An 18,924-nucleotide genomic window follows, 5' to 3' on the forward strand; every position below is an offset into this window, starting at 1 on the left:
CATGCCAAGCCGTCCATCGAAACTGCTCGCCATCGCCGCCCTGCTGGCCTGTGCCGGTATTGCCCAGGCCGAACAGGACGCCCTGCGCCTGTACAACTGGGCCGACTATTTTGCCGAAGACACCCTCAAGCGCTTTACCGCCGAAACCCGCATCCCGGTGATCTACGACGTCATGGACGGAAGCGAGGTGCTCGAGGCCAAACTGATGTCCGGGCGCAGCGGCTACGACCTGGTCTTCCCTGGCGACACCGTGGCCGAACGGCTGATGCGCGCCGGCAGCCTGCGGCCCCTGGATCGCAAGCAGCTGAGCGCGCTCGATGATATAGAGCCTGGCCTGCGCCAGTTGCACGACCGCTACCCCAAGGCCAGCCAGGCCACCGTGCCCTACACCTGGGGCACCATCGGCCTGACCATGGACGCGAAGAAGATCCGCGAGCGCATGCCCGGCGCCCCGCTCGACAGCCTCGACCTGCTGTTCAAGCCGGAGCTGGCGGCCAAGTTCGCCGACTGCGGCATCTCGATGATCGACTCGCCCGACGAAGTGCTGGCCGTGGTGCTTCACTACCTGGGCCGCGAACCGCGCAGCGCCAAGCGTGAAGACCTGGCCGCCGCCAGCGAGCTGCTCAAGGGCATCCGCCCGTACGTGCGCAAGCTTCAGTCACAACCGGTCACCGAGCTGGTCAATGGCAACACCTGCCTGTCGCTGGGCTACAGCGGCGACGTGATCCAGGCCCAGCGCACCGCCGAGGCCGCGGGCAAGGCCATCGACTTCCAGTACCGCGTGCCTCGCGAAGGCACCACGGTGTGGATGGACACCATGGCTATCCCCGCCGATGCCAAGCACCCGGAGTACGCCTATCGTTTCATCAACTTCGTCATGCGCCCGGAGAACATGGCCGCGATCAGCAACTTCACCGGCTACCCCACTGCCAGTGCCAAGGCCCGGTCGCAGGTGGACGCGCGCCTGCGTGACAACCCGGACATCTACCTCAGCGATGCCACCTTCACCCGCTTGATCCCGGGCAAGGACATCCCCCAGGCCGACATGCGCGCGCGCATGCGTGTCTGGACCCGTTTCAAGACCGCACAGGACTGACCCCATGCCCACTCGCCGCACTTTCCTCCAACACATGAGCGTCGTCGCCGGCCTCGGTGCCGCCGCCGGCTTCGGCCTACCCTTCGCCAGCGGCAGCGCCCGCGCCAGCGAAGCAGGCCGCTGGTTCATGCCCGACGAGGGTGAGCCGCACCAGCGCGCCTACATCGCCTTCGGCGCCCAGGACGCCATCTGGGAAGACTTCACCGAAGACGTCCAGGCTGCCCTCGGGCGCATCGCCCGCGCCATCGCTGCCTACCAGCCGGTGACAGTGTTCTGCCGCGCCAGCGAACGCGACATTGCCGAGGAGGAATGCGGCAGCCACAACATCACCTACGTCGAGACCGAGCTGGACGACATCTGGATGCGCGACATCGGCGCCAACTTCGTGGTCGATGACGATGGCGCGCTGGGCGCCGTGGACTTCAACTTCAATGGCTGGGGCGGCAAGCAGCAACACCGCCATGACGCCAAGCTCGCAGCCCGCGTTGCAAAGTTGGCTGGTGCCCAGTACCAGCGCAGCGAGCTGGTGGGCGAAGGCGGCGGTATCGAAGTGGACGGCCATGGCACCGGGATCATGACCGAGAGCAGCTGGATCAACAGCAACCGCAACCCCAGCTGGAGCAAGGCCCAGATCGAGGCGGAACTGAAGGAGCGGCTGGGGCTGCGCAAGATCATCTGGCTGCCGGGCATCAAGGGCAAGGACATCACTGATGCCCACGTGGACTTCTATGCTCGCTTTGCCGCGCCCGGCGTGGTGGTGGCGAACCTGGACAACGATCCGGACTCCTACGACCACGAGGTGACACTCAAGCACCTCGAGATCCTGCGCAACGCCACCGATGCCGACGGGCGCAAGCTACAAGTGCATACGATGTCGCCGCCCTTGAAACCAAGGCGCAGCAAGTTCAACGAGGACAATCCGGATTTCGCGGCGGGGTACATCAATTATTTCGTGATCAACGGAGCGGTGATCGCCCCGCAGTTCGGCGACCGCAGTGCCGATGAGCAGGCGCGGGCGTTGCTGGTGAAGCTGTACCCGGGGCGCAAGGTGGTGCAGTTGGACATCGACGCCATTGCGGCGGGAGGGGGCGGGATTCACTGCGTGACCAACCAGTGCCCGGCGATCTAGCGCAATTGCCGGGGCTGGCGCGCAGCCCCGGCATCGCCAATCCGGCGCTTATGGATACTGCTGCACGGTCCCTTGCTGGTCATACTGCTGGCCCGGGATCGGCTTCAGGTTGACCTCGACCCGACGGTTCTGCGCACGGCCGTTGGCATCGGCGTTGCTGGCGATCGGCTGGTCCGGGCCCATGCCACGCACGCTGACCCGCGACGAATCCACGCCCTGGGAGGTCAGGTAGGTGCTGACTGCCTGGGCGCGGCGCTGCGACAGGTCCATGTTGTGCTGGCGGCTGCCGGTGCTGTCGGTGAAGCCCACCACTTCGATGGTGTTCTGGTTGAACTGCTTGAACGAGTTGGCCAGGTTGTTCAGCGGCGAGTAGAAGCTTGGGGCAATGTTCGCCGAATCGGTGGCGAAGGTGATGTTGCCCGGCATGATCAGTTTGATCTGGTCACCCTGGCGCTGCACTTCGACGCCGGTATTGGCCATCTGCGCCCGCAGCTCGGCTTCCTGCTTGTCGGCGTAGTAACCGTAACCGGCAGCGGCGGCACCGACCGCGGCGGCACCGATCAACGCCCCCTTGCCACGGTTGTTGTGGTCGATGGCGGCACCGGCGATGGCGCCGGCCAGCGCGCCCAGGCCACCATATTTGGCGGTCTTGCTCATCCCTGTGGAGCCCTGCGCCTGGCCCTGGCTGTCGTACGGGTTGGGGCTGGCACAACCAGACATCAGCGCGGCGGCGGTAGCGACGATAATCAGACGACGCATGGTGAACATGGACAAGCTCCTACTGAAATTCGAAAGTGCAGCGGATCGACTACGGATCTATGCCAGCCTTGGATTGCAGCGCAGCGGAAAAATTCCATGAAACCTCAGGCGCGCACGAAGGGGTTCTCGCGCATCTCGTCGCCGAGGCGGGTGTCCGGGCCATGGCCGGTCACCACGATGGCGTCCTCATCCAGGCGGTACAGCCGTTCCTTGATGGAACGAACGATAGCCCGCTGATCGCCTCCCCACAAATCGGTGCGTCCGACACCACGGCGGAACAAGGTATCGCCGGCGATCAGCAACTTGTGCTCAGCGAACCAGAAACTCATCGAGCCCGGCGTGTGCCCGGGGGTGTGCAACGCCACGCCGCAGCCGCAGGCCAGCGCCTCATCGTCGCTCAGCCATTGGTCCGGCGACGGTACCGGCGTATAGGGCACGCCGAACATCTGGCACTGCATTTCCAGGTTTTCCCACAGCGGCTGGTCGGCCTTGTGCAGGTGCAGCGTGGCGCCGGTCAGCTCCTTGAGCCTGCCCGAGGCGAGGAAATGGTCGAAGTGCGCGTGAGTGTGGATGATGCTCACCAGGGTCAGGCTATGATGCTGCAGGCGGGCGAGGATCTTCTGCTCGTCCCCGCCCGGGTCGACGACGATGGCGTGCTTGCTGACCGGGTCACCGATCAAGGTGCAGTTGCACTGCAAGGGGCCGACGGGGAAGGTTTCGCGGATGAGGCTAACGGGCAATGGGTTCATCGTTCTGGAACTCGGTACAGTCGATAGAGAGAGCAAATATGACCATGGTCCAGCTTGCCTCTCACCAAATCAAGGCAGATACAACCGGAACAACCCGCCCCCCAGCGTCCCGCCATTGGCGATCTCGATCCGCCCGCGCACGCCATTGCGCTCGTGCAACGCGGCAATCCGCGCCGCGAAATACAGCCCCAATCCAGTACTGCCACTCTGCGAATCGATGCCCTGCACGTAGTCATGCTGGCGTTCGAGCATACGCTGTGGATAACCGGCGCCGTCGTCGTTGACGCTGATCACCAGCTGCTCGCCCTCTTCCTCGATGCTGATCAACAAGGCGTGGCCGGCATAGCGGATGGCGTTGGTGAGGACGTTGGCCACCACCGAGGCGACCAGTTCACGGTCGAAGAAACCCAACGGGCTTTCGGTCTCGATGCGCCAGGTTGCGAGGATGTCGCGATGCTTGATCACATCTTCCTGGGCCGCCAGTTGGGCCTCGATGAAGTCGTCCAGCTCGTGGTAGTCCGGGCAGATGGGCAACTGGTTGACGCCCAGCTTGTAGAGCCCCAGCAACTGCACCAGCATGCCGTTCAGGTGGCTGAGCTCGTGCTCCACCACGCCCTGCTCGGTACCGCCGCGCAGCTCCTCGGGCAGGCGCGCCAGCCATTGGCTGTGTGCGTGGGTCAGTGCCGAAAGGGAGTTCTTCAGGTCGTGCACGGTGGAGGCGATCACCGTGGAAAAATCCAGCCCCTGGTTGTCCTGGTTCATGCGCCAAAGACCCGGATGTGCAGTTTGCGATAACGGTCGTAGCGGCTGTCGCTGGCGGGAATGCCGGCCACGCTGGTAAGACAGTCGCGGCACTCCTGCATCAACGCCGGCGGTGGCGTCTCGCCGCCGATGCGCAGCAGGGCCTGGGCGGTGTTCAGGGCGATACTGATGTTCTTCGGCTGCAGCGAAAGCGCCTTGCGGAACATGCCCAGCGCCTCGTTGAGCTGGCCACCCTGGTAGCTGCGCACGCCCTGACGGTTGAGGTCCACGGCTTCGGTCACCGCTCCCAGCACCAGCGGGTCGTCGGTGAGTTTGGCGACGCTCTGCATGACCTTGGGGTCGTCCCCGTAGGTTTCCACGCAGCCCTTGAGGATAGAGGTGCCCGCCGCGTCCTGACCAAGTTGCTGCAATTGCTTGGCCACCGTCAGCGCCGCCTCGACGGAGAAAAACTGATCCATTTTTTCCAGGCGCAGCATGGCCTGCTCGGTGAGCTTGGCGGCGGTATCCGGGTCTCCGGCCTGCTGCAGGCTGGCAGCCTTCATCAGGCGGGCGCGCACCTGCAGGCCCTGGTCCTCGACGTTCTCCTTGGCCACCTCGCTGAGCACGGTGTTGATTTCCACCCGGGTGCGCGCATCGAGACCGTTGCCGGTGTTCTTGCTCATCAGCGCCTGGACCAGGCCGAGATTGCTTTCGGCGTCTTTGTAGCGCGAGCTCTGTCCCTGGTTGACCGCATGGCGATAGGCCTTGGACGCGCTTTCGAAGTCGGCGTTATCCAGCGCCAGCTTGCCCAGCGCGGCCTGGCGGCGCACGGCGAGTGGCGACAGGCGCACGGCCTCCTCGAGCATGTGCTGGGCGCGCTTGGTTTCGCCCTGGGCCACCAGCACATCAGCCATGCCATCGTACAGGTTGGGCATGATCGGGAAGGCCTTGAGGGCTTGCTCGTAGACGCCCTGGGCCTGGGCGTTCTGGCCACGCTTGTGCAACAGGCTGCCGAGCGCCGCGTAGGCCCAGGGTTGCGGGCGGCTGGCCAGGATATTCTTGAGGAACTTCTCCAGCTCATCAAAGCGATTGAGGTCGCGCAGGGCGTCGGCGCGATAGCGCAGGCACAACGGGGCGAACCGCGGGTCTTTCTTGCACAGCTCGGCGCAGGCGGCGAGTACCTCGGCCGGGCGGCTGCGATCCAGGGCCTGGAGAATGGGCTTTAGCAAGGTCTTGCGCTGGGTCAGTTTCTCCAGACGCTGGGCCAGGCCCACACGGTTGAAGGGCTTGGTCAGGTAGGCGTCGGGTTCGTGCTCGATGGCGCTGAGCACGATGGCCTGGCTGCTCTCGGCCGTGACCATGATGAACACGCACTCATGGCTGATGAGCTTGTCGAGAATCAGGTCCTCGAGCACCTGCTGGCCATTCTTCTTGCCATCGCCCAGGTGGAAATCCTGGAGGATGAAGTCGTAGCGTTTCTGCCCGCACATGCGCAGCGCCTGTTCGCCACTGTCGGCGGTGTCCACGTCACGTACGCCCAGCTCGCGAAGCATCGAGCGGGTCGAGGTGCGGAAGTCGGTAAAGTCGTCGACGATCAGAAAGCTTTTTTGCCCATACTGCAGCATCAACACGACCTGTATTGGAAGAAGTGGGGAAGTGGCGCACGGCGATGCGTATCGCCGAAAAGTGTATCGGCAGCGGATCGGGAAAGATGAGCCCGGAACGGCGATAGCCTTGTGCCGCTATGTTAACGGCCGCCCATGCCGCAGATCACTAGTGTCCTGTCTCAAAAATACGTTCTCTTTTGGCGAGTGGCTTGGGTGTTCGGCCAAGGCGCCGCGACGAGTCATAGCAGTGCTCTGGCGAGGAGTGGCAACGCGGGCCGGGCGCCCAAGACGCCGCCAAAAGTGAACAGCTTATTTCCGAGACAGGACACTAGACGAGCAACCCGAGGGACTTGGCCCTGGCCACCGCCTGGGTACGCCGTTCCACACCCAGCTTGCTGTTGATATGACTGGCGTGGGTCTTGACCGTATGCAGGGAAATGAACAGCCGCTCACTGATCTGCTGGTTCGAACAACCTTGGGCGATAAGCTCCAGCACGGCGAACTCACGGCTGCTCAGGGCCTCGGTGGTGCAGGTGCTGGCGACGAGGGCTTGCGGCAGGTGCGTCAGCAGATCGCGCTGCACGGGGCAGGCGGCACGGCCGGCCAACTGCTCGCGCAGCCATTGCGGCTGCTCCTCGATCAAGCGCTGGAATGCCTGCAAGGCACCGCCCTGCGCGGCCTCCAGTGCCTGCGCAAGCAGCTTGGCCGCCTCGGGCTCACGCCCCTGGGCCAAGAGCAACGCGATCAACTGGCACTGCGCGCTGACCATCAGCGTCATGCCAGCGCTGGCCTGCCCGCGCTCGATCAGCCTGTGCAGCCTCGCTTCGGCATCGTCGACACGGGCCAGCACCCGCTCCAGCAACGCTTGCTGCAACTCGATATGCAGCGGCAACAAGGGGTGGAACTCCGGCGCGGCGGCAGGCTGCTCGCCACCGTAGGTCTGCCCCAGGCGCAACAGCCACGACTCCGCCAGGTCCGTACGTCCCTGGGCCAACCAGAGCTCGCACTTCACCAGGGTAATCATGGCCAGGTAGAAGATCGGCGGCACATCCCAGATATGCATCAGCCGCTCGGCCTCGGCCAGCTCGGAGAATGCCTCGGCGAACCGCCCTTCGCGCCCATCGAGCGACGCGATCACGCAATGCCCGATCAGGACACTGATATCGCGACAGCTCCGCGCCTCGCTGAGCCCGGCGCGCAAACGCGCACGGCCCGGGGCACAGTGCAGGCGGGTGGCCAACAGGTAGCCTTCGTACAAAGTGAGGCGGGCGCGCACCGCATACAGGCGTTGGCCCGACAGGCCTTGCAACCTTTGCAGCCCCTGGCGCACTTCATCCAGTGCCCGCAGTATCTCGCCTCGAGCGTGCAGCACCCGCGCCCGGTCGTAATGGGCCAATGCCTCGAACAGCGGATTGCCGACCCGTTGCGCCAGCTCGAGCGCCTCTCGGTTCCAGCCCCGCGCCCGCCAGAAATCGCCATCGGCGATGGCCAGGTTCGACAAGGTCGACAGACACACCAGGCGCTGCCCATAACGTTTGCTCGGCAAGCTCTGCAGCGCCTCGCCACAATAGGCGAGGGTTCGCTCGCGATCACCACGGCCGCGGGCGATGACCCCACTCAAGGCCAGCCACTGGGCGAGCATCGATTTTTGCGCCGTGGCCGAAGGCGCGGGCAGGAACCGGCTCAGGTAGGCCGCCAGCTCCTCGGCGGCGTCCAGCTGGCAGGCAAGCCCCAAGGCCCAGCTGTACAGGACAATCAACCTGGGCGTGCTGATCAGCAGGCTGTCGGGCAGATCCATTTTCCAGCGCAGCAGCATGCCGACATTCTGCTCGGCGAGCAGTTGCTCCTCCGACAGGCTTTGTACCAGGTCCGCCGCAACATCCAGATGGCCGGCCCGCAGGGCCTGCTCCACCGCCTCATCCAACAGGCCCTGCCCCTCGAACCAGCGGCAGGCACGCAAGTGCAACCCCGCCTGGGGGCCACTGGCCTGCCGGCTGCGCAACAGGTCGGAAAACAGATGGTGATAGCGGAACCACAGCCCATGCTCATCCAGCGGCACCAGGAACACCTGGTGGGCCTGCAGGTAGCGCAGGATCTCGGCACTGTCGTGCCGCTCGCGCAGGGCATCGCACAGTTCGGCGCAGAAACGTTCCTGGCAGGCGGTGTCGTAGAGAAACGCCTGCACGGGCGCCGGCAGGATTTCGATCACCTCCTCGAGCAGGTAGTCACGAATCAGTCCCTCGCCGCCATGCAGTGCCTGGGGCAAGGCTTTGTCATCGCCGGATTCGCTGGCCGCCAGCTGCCAGAAACGCAGCCCGGCCACCCAGCCGTCGCTGCGCTGGATCAGATTATCCAAGGCCTGGCCGCGCAGACCGGTAGGCTGACGACCAATCACCGCCAACGCTTCATCGGCAGTCAGGCGCAAGTCCTGCTCGTTGAGCTCGACCAGCTGGCGCGACAGGCGCAGGCGTGCCAAATGCCAGTCGGGCCGCTGACGGCTGGTGACCAGCAGGACCAGCCCGGCAGGCAGGTGATTGAGGAAGAACTGCAGGCATCGATCGAGCACCGGGCCCTGGGCCAGATGGTAGTCATCCAGGACCAGCAGCAGGGGGGTGTCCGGCTGCAGATAGAGCGCGAGCTCATCAAGCAGGCCATCGAGCCATTCCTCGAAGGCGAAGGGCTGATGACGCTGGCGCATTTTCAAAAGGCCCATGGCCTGCCCGCCGAGCGCCGGGCAGAACTGCTGCAGCCCTTCGAGCAGGCGCTCGAGAAAACGGCCCGGGTCGGCATCGCGCTGGCTCAACCCTAGCCAGAGGCTGCGCCAATGGCCGGGCAACTCCTGGCAGAATTCGATGGCGAGCGAGCTCTTGCCGAACCCGGCCGGTGCGTTCACCAACAGCAGACGCCCGCCCAGCCCGCCTTGCAAGCGCTGGCACAAGCGCGCTCGGAGGACGTGAGCCTCCGGCAGGGGTGGACGGAAGAAACGCCCGTCCAGCAGGCCCAGGGCCTGGCTGGCGACTCCATGCGTACGGGACAAATCTGTCATGGCCGGCTCGTTCTGATTGGAGTAATGCGGCAGTACGGATGGTTGCGAGACTAGCGGCAAACGCGGCGCATTTGAAGATGATGGAAACGCATCGAGCGAAAAAGACTACAACAAAAAGAAACAATGCTGATCGGCGGACACCTCTGGAACAGAAACGCCCCGGCAAGCCGGGGCGTTCTGGGAGATCAAACGGAGTTTGCGTTTAACGGTTCAACGGACACCTGACTGACGCAGTGCTGCCGGCTGGAACTCAGCCTTGCTGGCGCTGAAGCCGAAGTTGTAGGCACTTTTCTCTTCGTTCTTCATGCCCAGCGCCAGGTAGCGACCCGACTGCAGGTCGTAGATGGCTTCCAGGGTGTACCACGGCACCTGCACGTTGTAGTACGGCTGGGCGTGAGCCTCGGAAACACGCCACAACTGGTTGCGACCGTCATACTGGTCGATCACCGCGGCCTGCCAGGTGTCCTCGTCGATATAGAAGTCACGCTTGGCATAGATATGACGCTGGCCCGGCTTGAGCGTGGCGACCACGTGCCAGACGCGACGCAGCTCGTAACGCGACAGGTCCTGGTTGATATGCCCGGCCTTGATGATGTCGCTGTACTTGAGTTTCGGATCGTCCAGCTTGTAGGCGTTGGAGGCGATGTACATCTCCTTCTTGCCTTCGAGCTTCCAGTCGTAACGGTCTGGCGCGCCGTTGTACATGTCCAGGTTGTCGGAGGTGCGCAGGCCGTCGGCGGCGGTACCCGGGCCGTCGTACGACACTTGCGGCGCCTGGCGCACACGGCGCTGGCCGGCGTTGTAGATCCAGGCCTTGCGCGGTTCCTTGACCTGGTCGAGGGTTTCGTGGACCAGCAGCACGGTCCCGGCCAGACGGGCCGGAGCGGTCACTTCCTGCTTGAAGTAGAACAGGATGTTGCCGGGGTTGGCCGGATCGTAGTCCTTCATCTTGTCACGGAAGACGAACTGGTCCTGGAAGTACACCAGGCTGTAGGAGCCGTTCTGCTGCGGGGTGGCCTGGGTGACCAGACGGGTCACGCTGCCGCCACGGTAGCGGGTGATGTGGTTCCAGATCACCTCCACGCCATCCTTGGGAATCGGGAACGGTACGGCTGTCTTGAAGTTCTCCAGGCCGTTGCCACCTCCGACCAGGGTGGTCTTGGTGGCGTTTTCCTTGATGGCGGCGAAGACATCGTCCGGCACCGTGGAGCCGCGGTGGGTCTTGTACACCGGAATCTTGTAGGTATCCGGGTAACGCTTGAACATCGCCACCTGGCCAGGCGAAAGCTTGTCCTTGTACTGCTCGACGTTCTGCGCGGTGATGGTGAACAGCGGTTTTTCGCTGGCATAAGGGTCGGAGAGGAAGCCCTTGGCGTCGGCACTGCCGGCGCTCTTGGACAGCGGCTCCCACGGGCCGATGGAACCATCGGCGTTACCGGCCTTCTCGGCGCCCATCGGGGTGAGCGACGCGCCCAGCTTGGCGGCCTCGTCAGCGGAAACCGCAGCCATGACGCTGGTTGCCAGCAGGGACATGCCCAGTACACCGGCTTGCAGCAGACGTGTGGTCATTTTCATTCTTTGTCGTCCTGGATCAATGTTCTTAGAAGTTCACGCCGAAGCTGAGCGCGACGAAGTCGCGGTCATCCACGGTGGTGTACTTGCCATCGAAGAAGTTGGTGTACGACAGGCTCGCCGTGTAGGTGTTCTGGTACTCGGCGTCCAGGCCCAGGCTGACGGCCTTGCGCCCTTCCTCGAAGTTGCCGCCAGGGCCAGGCGAGTAACCCGAGACGTCATGGGACCAGGCCACGCTGGGCTTGAGGTTGACCCCAGCGAAGACGTCGTTGTAGTCCCAGATGGCGCGTGCGCGGTAACCCCAGGAGGTGCTGGTGGTGAAACCATCTCCCTCGCAATTGCGGGTCAGGTTGGCGGTAGAGCTGCCCAGGCCTGAACCACCGATGGTGCTGGTATTGAGCAGGCGGCAGGCATTGCCTGGCAGATCACCTGGACCATAGACCGGGTCGCGGCCATAGCGGGCCTTGTCACGGCTCTCCAGACCACCCACATGGGTGACGCCGACTTCACCGACAAGTGTCATGCGGCTGGCACCCATGACCTGATCGAAGAAGTGAGTGAAAGTGGTCTGGAACTGGGTGATCTCCTTGCGTTTGTAACCGTGAAGGTCTTCCCCCGGCTGGCCGTTGAGTACCGAAGCATTGCCGAACAACGGACCGCCCAGCGGTTTGACACCGGCAAACAGGATGTCCGTACTGTTCAATTGCACAGGCGCGTTAGGACGGTAGCTGATCTCGCCGCTCCAGGCGGTACCGGTGGGCAGGGTGGTGGAGAAGCTGAGGCCGTAGAGACGAATGTCCTCGGGGTATTCGACGAAGTACTGCGAGTTGCCGGCCACGACCAGGGGCGCAAGCCCCGCCAATGGGCCGGTCGCCAGCGCACGGGCGCGGGCGAAGGCAGCAGGCGAGGCGCCGGTGGCGCTGAAGATCGGTGCCCGGCTGTGGTAGTTCATGAAGTAGGCGCCGAACTCGGTGTCCAGCGGCTCGTACATGTAGCGGAACGCCAGGCCCCACTGACCACTGTCACGGGCATCCCGGTCAGCACCGCGGCGTACCAGCACGCCTTCCTCGTTGTAGTTGACATTATTGGCCGCGAGTACGCCCCGAGCTACCGCCGGCAAGGCATTGAGAGTACGGCTGCTGTTCAACACGCGCAGGTTGTCGGTGCAGCCGTCGGCAATGATGTCGGGCTGCGAGAAGAACGTGCCGCAGTTGTCGACGACCGTCTGGTCCCATTCGATCTGGTAGAACGCTTCGGCCGACAGGTTGTCGGTGAGGCTCTGGGAGATGTAGAACATGTTGACCGGGATCAAGCCTTCCTTGATCTCGGAACCCGGACGGCGGAATGCGGACACATCGATCGGGTTGATCGAGTTGATGCCGCCACCGATGAAGGTGCTCTCCCCCCAGCTCACCACCTGCTTGCCCAGGCGCACCGAGCCCGGCAGGTCGGCGATGGAGTAGTTGTGATAGACGAAGGCGTCGAGCAGTTCGGCACCGGAGGACTTGGCGCCCTCCTTGCGGTTGGAGTCGCTGATGTCCTTGAACTCGCGGCCTTCGTCCTTGAGCTCGAAGTCGTACCAATACTTGCCGCGGACGAACACGCCCGTATCGCCGTACTTGAGCTCGAGGTCGTGGATGCCCTTGAAGATCTTCGAGAACGTCTCGCCTTTCTTGAAGTTCAGGTGGCCGTCGTCGGAGGTTTGCGACAAGCCTTTGCCGCCGTTGTTGACCCCGATGAGGTTCTTGTTCGGGTTGGCCGTCGACCAGCTGGCGCCAACGGAGAGCGACGAGTCGAACTGGCCTTCGATTTCACCGATGTTGAAGCTGACCGCGAAAGCAGGACTTGCGAGCGTGGAAGCGAGGCTGACGGCCAGGGGCAGTTTCGCCCGGCGCCAGAACGGGTTTGCAGATGTCATCGACGCTACTCCATGTACTTTTTTGTTATGGCAGTGAGTCCTTTCAGAAACGGCTCGAGCGCCTGGTGAAGCAGGCTCCTGCCCGTGACGCCGCGCGTTGCCGTGCGGCGCCCTCCCCCATTCCTGAAAATCCCCTGACCCGACTATAGCCAGCGGTCACAGGTGCTTGATCCCTCTAAAGTGTGATTTGCGCGTCCTGCTTGCGGCCCACCCCGATCGGCCGGCCTGCGCGCTGGCAGTGCTCAAGCATGGCTCAATTCTGCTGTTTGACAAGGCGGCATACTGTCTAGCCTGCGGGGTCGCGCCGACAAAGCGCGACCCCCGCCTGGGTTACAGGGTGGAAAGGAATGCGCTGTTACTGGCCTGCCACTGGCTGATGTCCACGCGGATGCGCTTCTTGTCGAGCTTGCCGACGCTGGTCTTGGGAATTTCAGTAACAAGGGCGATCTGGCTGGGAATCGCCCACTTGTTGATGTGGCCCTGCTCGACGAAAGGCTTGAGGTGGTCCTTGAGCGCACGTGCATCGATACTCTGCCCCTCGCGCACCACCAGCAACGCGAACGGGCGCTCGCCCCACTGCGGATCGGGCACCCCGACCACCGCGACCTCGCGCACCGCCGGGTGGCGGCTGACCAGGTCTTCCAGGTCGAGCGACGAGATCCATTCGCCACCGGTCTTGATCACATCCTTGATGCGGTCGCGAATATCGATGAAGCCCATGCCATCGAGCGTGGCAACATCGCCAGTGTGCAGCCAGCCACCCTGCCAGAGTTCCTCGCCCTTCTCCGGCTCGCGGAAGTAGCCCATGGTCAGCCAGGGCGCACGCAGCACCAGCTCGCCTTGGGTTTCGCCATCGGCGGGCAGGAAGTTGCCATTGCCATCGACGATGGCGGCTTCGACCAAGGGCACCGGCACGCCGGCCTTGATCCGGTAGCTGGTACGTTCATCCTCGCTTCCGGCCTGCAACTCGTCGTTCAGGTGCGCGGCGCTGATCAGCGGGCAGGTTTCAGACATGCCGTAGGCGGCGGTGAGCTGGATACCACGGGCCAGTGCGGCCTGGTACAGGGCGCGGTTGAGCGCGCTGCCGCCGATGATGATCTTCCAGCCACCGAAATCCTGGCCAGCTGCCGACGGGCAGTTGAGCAGCATCTGCAGGATGGTCGGCACGCAGTGGGAGAAAGTCACCTTCTCTTCACGCCACAGCCTGATCAGCATGTCCGGCTCATAGCGCCCCGGATAGACCTGCTTGATCCCCATCATGGTCGCCGCGTAGGGGATGCCCCAGGCGTGCACATGGAACATCGGCGTGATCGGCATGTAGACATCGTTGCTGCTCAGCAGCCTCACGCTGTCCAGACTGCCGAGGACCGAGGTTTCGGCCAAGGTATGCAGCACCAGCTGGCGATGGGTGAAGTAGACGCCCTTGGGGTTGCCCGTGGTGCCGGTGGTGTAGAAGGTGGTGGCCACCGAGTTTTCATCGAAATCGGGGAAGTCATAATGCGGGCTCGCCGCGGCCAGAAGCTGCTCGTACTCGCCTTGCAGGCCCGGCAGGTCGGCAGACTTGTCCGGCCCATCGGTCAGCAACACGGTACCTTGCACCGTGGTCAGTTGCCCGGCGATGGCCTGGTAGAGGCCGATGAAATCACTGTTGACCAGCACGAAGCGGTCTTCGGCGTGGTTCATGGTGTAGAGGATCTGCTCCGGCGACAGGCGCACGTTGATGGTGTGCACCACGGCGCCGATCATCGGGATGGCGAACATGCATTCCAGGTAGCGGTGGCTGTCCCAGTCCATCACTGCCACGGTATCGCCGGCCTTCACCCCTGCCTCGGTCAGCACGTTGGCCAGGCGGGCGATGCGCTCGCTCAGTTGCGGGTAGGTTAGGCGGATCTGGTCGCGGTAGACGATCTCGCGGGTCTTTTCGTAACGGCCGCCGGACATCAGCAGGCGCTTGATCAGCAGTGGGTACTGGTAGGCGCCCTCGGCGGGCTGGATGATGCGCGTCTGCAACATGGGTATCCCTTTTCTTCAAAGCGGGCAGGACAGTTCAGGCAACAACTGTAGTTCGGTGACGCAGCGGTCAAATCAGCCGAAGGAATGATTTGTGCCGTGCGGGTATGAGCGCAGGCGCGACCGTTGACGAGCGGCGGCGCCGGGCCGGACACTGCGCCGAGCCCATCCTGCCCTGCCACCGGAGCCCCTGATGTCCAGCCCACGTCGCGCCGTGTTTCTCGATCACCAGTCACTGGACCTGGGTGACCTCGACCTTTCACCCTTGCATGCCCAGTTCGACACGTTGCAACTGCATGCCACGACTCACCCGGACCAGGTCGCCGAACGCCTGCAAGGTGCCGTGGCCGTCATCAGCAACAAAGTGATGCTCGATGCCGCCACGCTGGCCGCCAACCCGCAACTCAAGCTGATCCTGGTGGCCGCCACCGGCACCAACAATGTCGACCTGGCCGCCGCCCGTGCTCAGGGCGTCACCGTGAGCAACTGCCAGGGCTACGGCACGCCGTCGGTGGCCCAGCACACCCTGGCCCTGCTGCTGGCCCTGGCCACGCGCCTGTGCGACTACGACCAGGCGGTGAAGGCCGGGCAATGGGCCAAGGCCAGCCAGTTCTGCCTGCTGGATTTCCCAATCGTCGAGCTGGAGGGCAAGACCCTCGGCCTGCTCGGCCATGGCGAACTGGGCGGCGCGGTGGCGCGACTGGCCGAGGCCTTCGGCATGCGCGTGCTGAGCGGGCAGATCCCCGGCCGGCCACCCCGGGCCGATCGCCTGCCACTGCACGAATTGCTGCCACAGGTCGATGCCCTGACCCTGCACTGCCCGCTCAACGAGCAGACCCGGCACATGATAGGTGCCCGCGAGCTGGCTCTGCTCAAGCCCGGCGCGCTGGTGGTCAACACCGCCCGCGGCGGGTTGATCGACGAACAGGCCCTGGCCGACGCCCTGCGCGGCGGCCACCTGGGTGGCGCAGCTACCGATGTGCTGAGCGTCGAACCGCCGGTCAACGGCAACCCGCTGCTGGCGGCGGACATCCCCCGCCTGATCATCACCCCGCACAGTGCCTGGGGCGCGGTGGAGTCGCGCCAGCGCATCGTCGGCCAGCTGGCCGAGAACGCCCAGGCCTACTTCGCCGGGCAGCCGCGGCGCGTGGTCGGCTGACCCGCCTCTGGTACACTGCGCCACTTTTTCAGGAGGCGTCGTCCATGGACCCGCGCAGTGAAGTGTTGCTCCGCCAGGCAGAGCTGTTCCAAGGCCCGCTGCTGGTCGCCGGCGCCCAGGCCGATGGCCTGCTCGGCCAGTTGCCTGGGGCCCACGGCTGGACCTGGCATGCCGGCGACCAGGCCGTGCTCGAGAGCCGCTTCGCCGGGCGCAGCCACTACGGTGTCGAAGTGCCCGAGGTAGCCTTCGACGCCGCCGTGCTGTTCCTGCCCAAGTCACGCGAGCTGGCGGCCTACCTGCTCAACGCCCTGGCCTCGCGCCTTACCGGTCGCACGCTGTACCTGGTGGGGGAGAAACGCGGTGGCGTCGAGAGCGCGGCCAAGCAATTGCAGGCCTTCGGCCGGCCACGCAAGCTCGACAGCGCCCGCCACTGCCAGCTATGGCAGGTGACCGTGGACAACGCGCCCGAGGCCAAGCCTCTGGAAAGCCTGGCCGAACGCTTTGAACTGCCCCTCGAAGATGGCCCGCTGCAGGTGATCAGCCTGCCCGGCGTGTTCAGCCACGGGCGCCTGGACAAAGGCACGGCCCTGCTCCTGGAACACCTCGACGGCCTGCCGAGCGGTCATGTCCTGGACTTCGGCTGTGGTGCCGGGGTGCTCGGGGCCACGATCAAGCGTCGCTATCCGCAGAGCCAGGTCACCTTGCTCGATGTCGACGCCTTTGCGGTCGCGGCCAGTCGCCTGACTCTGGCCGCCAATGGTCTGGAAGGCGAGGTGATCAGCGGTGACGGGATCGATGCGGCCCCCACCGACCTGGACGTAATCCTGAGCAATCCGCCGTTCCATACCGGTGTACATACCGACTATCACGCCTCGGAAAACCTGCTGAAAAAATCCAGGGAACATCTGCGAAAAGGCGGTGAAATCCGTTTGGTAGCCAACAGTTTCCTTCGTTACCAACCGCTCATCGAAGGTGCCCTGGGCAACTGTGAGATCCGTGCCGAAGCACAAGGTTTTCGCATCTACCGCGCAACACATGGATAAAAACAGGGCTTGCCGAAAGCGATTCGCCTAGGCAGAATCCGCTCCGTCCTAGGGGAGTAGTCTCCCGCGAGCACCCAGCTCGCCCGGTACGCGTCAACACACTTGGCCCACAGGCCATGGCGCGTGCGACCCACGATCTGCGCAGACAGGTCCAGGGTTTGACAAGACCTATGACACGCACACCTTACCCGGGGCGGGGAGGTCGTACGTGTCATAGCCGTGTCGACCCGCCCCCGTAGGAATCCTGATGCTGGAATCATTGCTCGTCCCCACCGCGATCGTCGCGCTTGCCGAAATCGGCGACAAGACGCAATTGCTCGCGCTCATCCTCGCGGCCCGTTTCCGCAAGCCCTGGCCGATCATTGCCGGGATTGTCGCCGCGACGCTGGCCAACCATGCCGCCGCTGGCGCGGTCGGCGCTTGGGTCAGCAGCTTCTTCACCGAGTCGGTATTGCACTGGATCCTCGCCGCGAGCTTCACCGCCACCGCGTTGTGGACCCTGGTGCCGGACAAGATGGACGATGAAGAAACCAGCAGCGCACGACGGTTCGGGCCATTCGTGACCACGCTGATCGCGTTCTTCCTCGCCGAAATCGGCGACAAGACCCAAGTGGCGACGGTGATGCTGGCCGCCCAGTATCCGCACCTGATCATGGTGATCATCGGCACCACCCTGGGCATGCTGATCGCCAACGTGCCGGTGGTGCTGGCAGGCAACTTCGCGGCGGAGAAACTGCCGCTGACGCTGATCCGTCGCCTGGCGGCGACCGCGTTCGTGGTGCTGGCCATCGTCGCGGTGTATTCGGCGATGAAGACCAGTGGCTGGATAGGCTGACCGTAGATGCGGGCTTGCTTTCGCTCTGAAGATGCTGGGTTTTACACCTTCATCGCGGGGCAAGCCCGCTCCCACGCCTTGCATATCCCCGAAGGATTACTTCTTGGCCGCCTGATACAGCGGCATCACCTTCGGAATCGCCGCCTGCAACGAGGCGATACGGCTGCTCGAAGCCGGGTGGGTGCTCATGAACTCTGGCGGCGCGCCTTCGGACGCCTTGCTCATCTTGTTCCACAGGGTGATCGCGGCGTTCGGGTCATAGCCGGCACGGGCCGACAGTTCGAGACCGATCAGGTCGGCTTCGTTCTCGTTGGCCCGGCTGTTGGGCAAGGTCATGGCGTAGTTCACCACGGTGTCGGCCATGGCCATGCTGTCCTGCCCCAGACCGAAGATCGCGCCGGCACCCTGGCGTGCCATTTCCACGCCGTAGGCCTTGGACATCGCTTCACGGCTGTGCTCGCGCAGGGCGTGGGCGATTTCATGGCCCACCACTGCGGCGATCTCGGCGTCGGTCAGCTGCAGCTGATCGATCAGCCCGGTGTAGACGATGATCTTGCCGCCCGGGCCGCAATTGGCGTTGAGCTCGTCACTCTTGATCACGTTGACTTCCCAGTTCCACTGCGCGGCATCCGGCCGGAACTGTGGCGCCTGTGCGATCAGGCGCTTGGCGATGGCCTGCACGCGCTTGGCATCATTGCTGCTCTTGTCCAGCACGCCCTTGCTCGACGCCTCGCCGAGGGTCTGCTGGTAGGACTGGGCGTACATCTTGTTGACCTCATCGGTCGAAAGCATGCTGAACATGTATTGCTGGCGCTGGACGCCCACGGCACCACCACTGGTGGTATTGACCGCCTGGCAGCCGCCGAGCAGGACGCCGACCGTCAGCATGCTGACAACGAATGACTTACGCATGAAAACACTCCCTTTTTACGTGCCGCGTATCCTAGGCCCAGACGCCCGCCCCTGCCAGAGCCGCAGGTAAGATTTCTGACAAGGTCCTCATGCTTTGGTATTAGCCCGCCGATAACACTCGGTAACGACCTCCTTGCGCGCGGAGCTTTGCCATGAAGTTCAAGTCGATCCAGTTTTCCGTAGCCGCCCTGGCCGGTGCCATCGTGCTGAGTATTGTCGCGGCCCTGGTGCTGTACGCCGTCTACTCCGGGCAACGCACCCAGGCCCTGGTGCAACAGCGCACCCAGCAACAGTTCGAAAACGTCATCGAGCAGCGCCTCACCGCCCTGGCGCGCACCCAGGTCAGCG

General features: G+C 64.0%; 14 protein-coding genes and 1 riboswitch. Of the genes, 5 read left to right on the plus strand and 9 right to left on the minus strand.

Going from position 1 to position 18,924, the window contains the following annotated elements; genetic code table 11:
- Position 1 precedes the first annotated feature (1 nt).
- Together BMY03_RS03845 and BMY03_RS03850 are read left to right on the plus strand one after the other, a co-directional pair.
- The gene (locus BMY03_RS03845) at positions 2-1,096 is read left to right on the plus strand and encodes an extracellular solute-binding protein (RefSeq protein WP_094010282.1); all 1,095 of its coding nucleotides are present in this window, start codon (positions 2-4) and stop codon (positions 1,094-1,096) included.
- A gap of 4 nt (positions 1,097-1,100) precedes the next feature.
- The gene (locus BMY03_RS03850; protein WP_094010283.1) at positions 1,101-2,225 is read left to right on the plus strand and encodes an agmatine deiminase family protein; all 1,125 of its coding nucleotides are present in this window, start codon (positions 1,101-1,103) and stop codon (positions 2,223-2,225) included.
- Positions 2,226-2,273: 48 nt separating this feature from the next.
- Here the strand turns inward: BMY03_RS03850 and BMY03_RS03855 are convergent, their stop codons facing one another.
- The 8 genes from BMY03_RS03855 to BMY03_RS03890 all read right to left on the minus strand — a co-directional run bounded on the left by BMY03_RS03855 (position 2,274) and on the right by BMY03_RS03890 (position 14,630).
- Positions 2,274-2,993 carry a YiaD family glycine zipper/OmpA-like lipoprotein gene (locus BMY03_RS03855; protein WP_023631281.1) on the minus strand — a complete coding sequence of 240 codons (720 nt, stop codon included), beginning with the start codon at positions 2,991-2,993 and terminating at the stop codon, positions 2,274-2,276.
- A gap of 95 nt (positions 2,994-3,088) precedes the next feature.
- On the minus strand, positions 3,089-3,733 hold the full coding sequence (locus BMY03_RS03860) for an MBL fold metallo-hydrolase (protein WP_094010284.1): 645 nt from the start codon (positions 3,731-3,733) through the stop codon (positions 3,089-3,091).
- Positions 3,734-3,802: 69 nt separating this feature from the next.
- Complete coding sequence (locus BMY03_RS03865) at positions 3,803-4,495, minus strand: sensor histidine kinase (RefSeq protein ID WP_023631285.1); 693 nt, start codon at positions 4,493-4,495, stop codon at positions 3,803-3,805.
- On the minus strand, positions 4,492-6,099 hold the full coding sequence (locus BMY03_RS03870) for a tetratricopeptide repeat-containing response regulator (RefSeq protein WP_038707358.1): 1,608 nt from the start codon (positions 6,097-6,099) through the stop codon (positions 4,492-4,494). Before BMY03_RS03870 ends, BMY03_RS03865 begins: the two co-directional genes overlap by 4 nt.
- 310 nt (positions 6,100-6,409) lie before the next feature.
- Positions 6,410-9,127, minus strand: a complete 2,718-nt coding sequence (locus BMY03_RS03875) for a winged helix-turn-helix domain-containing protein (protein ID WP_094010285.1) — start codon at positions 9,125-9,127, stop codon at positions 6,410-6,412.
- Positions 9,128-9,337: 210 nt separating this feature from the next.
- Positions 9,338-10,702 carry a DUF1329 domain-containing protein gene (locus BMY03_RS03880; protein WP_094010286.1) on the minus strand — a complete coding sequence of 455 codons (1,365 nt, stop codon included), beginning with the start codon at positions 10,700-10,702 and terminating at the stop codon, positions 9,338-9,340.
- Positions 10,703-10,727: 25 nt separating this feature from the next.
- Positions 10,728-12,617, minus strand: a complete 1,890-nt coding sequence (locus BMY03_RS03885) for a DUF1302 domain-containing protein (RefSeq protein ID WP_023630622.1) — start codon at positions 12,615-12,617, stop codon at positions 10,728-10,730.
- A 330-nt stretch (positions 12,618-12,947) separates the two neighbouring features.
- On the minus strand, positions 12,948-14,630 hold the full coding sequence (locus BMY03_RS03890) for a fatty acid--CoA ligase (RefSeq protein ID WP_094010287.1): 1,683 nt from the start codon (positions 14,628-14,630) through the stop codon (positions 12,948-12,950).
- 190 nt (positions 14,631-14,820) lie between these two features.
- Between BMY03_RS03890 and BMY03_RS03895 the strand changes: the two genes are divergently transcribed.
- The 3 genes from BMY03_RS03895 (at position 14,821) to BMY03_RS03905 (ending at position 17,664) form a co-directional block, all read left to right on the plus strand.
- Positions 14,821-15,786, plus strand: a complete 966-nt coding sequence (locus BMY03_RS03895; RefSeq protein WP_094010288.1) for a 2-hydroxyacid dehydrogenase — start codon at positions 14,821-14,823, stop codon at positions 15,784-15,786.
- A gap of 44 nt (positions 15,787-15,830) precedes the next feature.
- Positions 15,831-16,829 carry a methyltransferase gene (locus tag BMY03_RS03900; protein ID WP_094010289.1) on the plus strand — a complete coding sequence of 333 codons (999 nt, stop codon included), beginning with the start codon at positions 15,831-15,833 and terminating at the stop codon, positions 16,827-16,829.
- A 38-nt stretch (positions 16,830-16,867) separates the two neighbouring features.
- A riboswitch (yybP-ykoY riboswitch) is annotated at positions 16,868-16,989 on the plus strand.
- A 90-nt stretch (positions 16,990-17,079) separates the two neighbouring features.
- On the plus strand, positions 17,080-17,664 hold the full coding sequence (locus tag BMY03_RS03905) for a TMEM165/GDT1 family protein (protein ID WP_177182881.1): 585 nt from the start codon (positions 17,080-17,082) through the stop codon (positions 17,662-17,664).
- 96 nt (positions 17,665-17,760) lie between these two features.
- Here BMY03_RS03905 and BMY03_RS03910 read toward each other — a convergent pair whose 3' ends face one another.
- Positions 17,761-18,576, minus strand: coding sequence for a M48 family metallopeptidase (locus BMY03_RS03910; protein ID WP_023631454.1), 816 nt, complete (start codon positions 18,574-18,576; stop codon positions 17,761-17,763).
- Positions 18,577-18,924 lie beyond the last annotated feature (348 nt).

The sequence above is a fragment of the Pseudomonas soli genome, assembly GCF_900110655.1.
GTDB classification, from domain to species: Bacteria; Pseudomonadota; Gammaproteobacteria; order Pseudomonadales; family Pseudomonadaceae; genus Aquipseudomonas; species Aquipseudomonas soli.

Bases quoted from the DNA above. Each gene is read 5' to 3' on its own strand.
- BMY03_RS03845 (WP_094010282.1), top strand. From the start codon at position 2: ATGCCAAGCCGTCCATCGAAACTGCTCGCCATCGCCGCCCTGCTGGCC.
- BMY03_RS03850 (WP_094010283.1), top strand. From the start codon at position 1,101: ATGCCCACTCGCCGCACTTTCCTCCAACACATGAGCGTCGTCGCCGGC.
- BMY03_RS03855 (WP_023631281.1), bottom strand. From the start codon at position 2,993: ATGTTCACCATGCGTCGTCTGATTATCGTCGCTACCGCCGCCGCGCTG.
- BMY03_RS03860 (WP_094010284.1), bottom strand. From the start codon at position 3,733: ATGAACCCATTGCCCGTTAGCCTCATCCGCGAAACCTTCCCCGTCGGC.
- BMY03_RS03865 (WP_023631285.1), bottom strand. From the start codon at position 4,495: ATGAACCAGGACAACCAGGGGCTGGATTTTTCCACGGTGATCGCCTCC.
- BMY03_RS03870 (WP_038707358.1), bottom strand. From the start codon at position 6,099: ATGCTGCAGTATGGGCAAAAAAGCTTTCTGATCGTCGACGACTTTACC.
- BMY03_RS03875 (WP_094010285.1), bottom strand. From the start codon at position 9,127: ATGACAGATTTGTCCCGTACGCATGGAGTCGCCAGCCAGGCCCTGGGC.
- BMY03_RS03880 (WP_094010286.1), bottom strand. From the start codon at position 10,702: ATGAAAATGACCACACGTCTGCTGCAAGCCGGTGTACTGGGCATGTCC.
- BMY03_RS03885 (WP_023630622.1), bottom strand. From the start codon at position 12,617: ATGACATCTGCAAACCCGTTCTGGCGCCGGGCGAAACTGCCCCTGGCC.
- BMY03_RS03890 (WP_094010287.1), bottom strand. From the start codon at position 14,630: ATGTTGCAGACGCGCATCATCCAGCCCGCCGAGGGCGCCTACCAGTAC.
- BMY03_RS03895 (WP_094010288.1), top strand. From the start codon at position 14,821: ATGTCCAGCCCACGTCGCGCCGTGTTTCTCGATCACCAGTCACTGGAC.
- BMY03_RS03900 (WP_094010289.1), top strand. From the start codon at position 15,831: ATGGACCCGCGCAGTGAAGTGTTGCTCCGCCAGGCAGAGCTGTTCCAA.
- BMY03_RS03910 (WP_023631454.1), bottom strand. From the start codon at position 18,576: ATGCGTAAGTCATTCGTTGTCAGCATGCTGACGGTCGGCGTCCTGCTC.